The sequence below is a fragment of the Microcystis sp. LE19-131.1A genome (genome assembly GCF_027532015.1).
GTDB classification, from domain to species: Bacteria; Cyanobacteriota; Cyanobacteriia; order Cyanobacteriales; family Microcystaceae; genus Microcystis; species Microcystis ichthyoblabe_A.
Genome location: NZ_JAPZSS010000114.1, coordinates 1 through 2,747, shown reverse-complemented (window position 1 = coordinate 2,747; position 2,747 = coordinate 1). Strand labels below are relative to the sequence as shown.

Annotated in this window: 3 protein-coding genes and 1 pseudogene; 3 read left to right on the top strand and 1 reads right to left on the bottom strand. The window is 41.4% G+C overall.

Going from position 1 to position 2,747, the window contains the following annotated elements; translation table 11 throughout:
- From O9323_RS10145 to O9323_RS10135, 3 genes are all read left to right on the top strand, one after another.
- The coding region (locus O9323_RS10145) for a transposase (protein ID WP_130758671.1) at nt 1–115 on the top strand (115 nt) is incomplete at its 5' end.
- 64 nt (nt 116–179) lie between these two features.
- Nucleotides 180–509 (top strand): hypothetical protein, encoded by a 330-nt coding sequence (locus O9323_RS10140; RefSeq protein ID WP_024969041.1) that lies wholly within the window; start codon nt 180–182, stop codon nt 507–509.
- Between the two features lie 420 nt (nt 510–929).
- On the top strand, nt 930–2,543 hold the full coding sequence (locus O9323_RS10135; RefSeq protein ID WP_288125045.1) for a cytochrome b5-like heme/steroid binding domain-containing protein: 1,614 nt from the start codon (nt 930–932) through the stop codon (nt 2,541–2,543).
- Nucleotides 2,544–2,612: 69 nt separating this feature from the next.
- On the opposite strand, the pseudogene O9323_RS10130 reads toward O9323_RS10135, so the two are convergent.
- A pseudogene (locus O9323_RS10130) lies at nt 2,613–2,747 on the bottom strand (IS630 family transposase); the annotation flags it as partial.

Here is a 2,747-nt window from a genome sequence, read left to right as displayed (position 1 = left end):
GGTGGTCGAGGGAATCAACAATAAACTTAAACTAATAAAACGGAGAGGCTATGGCTTTAGAAACTTTCGGAATTTTTGGGTTAGAAGTATGTTATCTTGGCATCTTGTATGTTGATTTAGCATAAAGGGTAACGAAGAGCCAGAAAAACTAAATAGTAAGTATAGGGAGACATCAATCAATGTTAACACCAAGACATCCTCACCCCCCCGGCGCACCCCAAAGCCCTCCTCCCAATGCACCGCAGAGTCACCCTCCTGGAATGCACCAGGCACCGGCTCCTGGAATGCACCATGCACCCCCGCTAGGTACACCGCAGCCCTTTGCACCGGCTGGGGCAGGACCTGCCAATCTACCGCGTCTAACAGAACAAGATCAAGAACTCTTAAAACAATTACTCGGTAATGATGAACAGGCCCAAGCTTTGGGGGGAATGTTACAAAACTCACCGCCAGAAATTGCCGCTTTGGGTTATTTAATCCTACGGGTTTTTGAGCGCAGTCAATCTTAGTGAGTCTGGTTCTTCGGTTGCTGATCTGCTCTGTCAGAGCAGGTTCTATACCTGTAATATGATTAGCACAAATCTTTGTGAGTGTAGTTGCTCAACTGGCCTTGACCTATTTAAGGATCAAAAACAATTATTGCTATTTATAAATAAGGGTTCAAAAATGATAGCCACCGAAGAACCATTAAACCGCTAAACCGTTTTTTGAGATACAAAAATTTAGTCGCTTCTTTGATTTTTTCATGAGAACAGTTTTGTTTGTGTCTAGAAGTAACTAGAATTTCTCGGTGACAGTTCTCAAACATCTACTATCTACAAAATCCTAGAGAGTTAAGAGATTATTATCTTTAAATCTTCCCAGCCAGTGTAGTGCAGGGTTTTGCCGAAGATAACTGAAAAATAATTAAGCAAGGATAAAAATTGACCATGAACTCAGAACAAGAAATAAGCTCGGTTCAAAACGTTCAAACACCAGTACCATCTCCTAATCAGTCGGGAATGATGCCCTCATTACCGCCTGTGGATGCCAACAGAGGCGCACCCCATAACCAGGGTGGAGTCAGTCCCTTTATGCCGCCGTCCTTGGAGGGGGACATCGAACCACCTCCCCATCCTCTCGACGGCACGCCGTTGCCGAATGTCTGGATTTATGAAGGAGAAGCCTATGATCTCACAGAATTTATTGCCAAGCATCCAGGAGGACAATTTTTTATTGGACGCACCAAGAACAGAGATATAACCACGATTGTCAATATTTTTCATCCCAATCCCGAAAGAGTCAAAAAAGTCCTGCAAAAATATTCTCTGGGAAAACCTGGAAGACCAGAGGATATTCATCCTAAATACAACGCTCCTGCCTTTTTATTTAAAGAGCATTTTGACGGTTGGAGAGATACCCCTAAATACGATTTCCGCAACCCAGAACAATTGCTGAATAAGATTAAAACCAGAGTTTACTCTCCAGAATTTAAACAGAAAGTAGAACGCATGGATTTTCTGTTTAATGTGATCAGTATCTGTCTTTTTCTGATCTATTTTGTAGTGCAAGGGCTGTATTTAGAGGCCAGACAGTATATGCCGATTTACCTATTTGTGCCTCTCATCGCTATGCTAAGAATTGCCCTAGCAGGGGTAGGTCACTACCTAATTCATCGGCCACAAGTAGGATTAAACAAGGTATTTGCCAATATTTTTGATATTAACTACGTTCCCCTCGCTTTAGTAGTAACAGACGGTCATACTTTACTGCATCATCCCTTTACCCAGACCGATGTTGATATCAAAAAGAATGTTTTCACCTTCATGTTAGAATTGCCTCGTTTTTATCGAGTGCCAGTACATACATTTCATAAAATAGGCCATGTGGTTACGGGAATGTTTGCTCGCATTATAGAATTATGTATCCTCGCTTTTAAAGCAGGTGTTAAGGATATGTATGGCAGTTGGCAGCTGGGGTTCCCCCATTTTTTAGGTAGTTTTGGTATTCACTTATTACTATTAATCGAACTGGTTATCTTTTGTCTATACGGTCAATTTTGGGCTTGGTTAGCACAGTTTTTCCTTACCCTCTGGATTAGCACTTTTATGATTGTGGCTAGTCATGATTTTGAAGCCGAAGAACCGCCAAGAGATCCTATGGCATCACCTCAATGGGAAACCCAAGATTGGGCAGTTATGCAGATTAAAAATTCCTACGATTTGACCATGGTAGGTAATAAATATATTGACTGTTTTCTCTCGGCGGGCTTGGCTCCCCATCGGGTGCATCACGTTCTTCCCCAACAAAAAAGCGGTTTTGCCAATATCATCAGTGAAGATATTGTCCGGGAAGAATCGGAAAAATTCGGAGTTGAATGGGCGACACCTCAAAACTTCTTTTTTGACCGCCTACCAGCACTAATTAAACACTATCTAGCCGTGCCATCGCGATTAGCCAAAGAGAAAGAGTTGGGCTTATTGAAAGAACATTTTCACCCGCAAGCCTTAGAAACAACCCTAGACTATATTGTCAAAGGTTGGGCTGGTATTGGTTCAATTTGAGCCGACAAAAACCAGAAATTCTGGCGGAAAGTTTCAGAAAAATTATTCGGCATCTTGTAGATATATACTTTAGACGTTCATAATCTGAGATTTATTAAACTTCTGAAATCGTAGAGTCAGCAAAGAATCCAGTTCTTTTTTATGTTTCAGATGGGCATCATTCAAACATTCATAAATGGCTGAAGAAAAGTCAGAAAAGTTTTC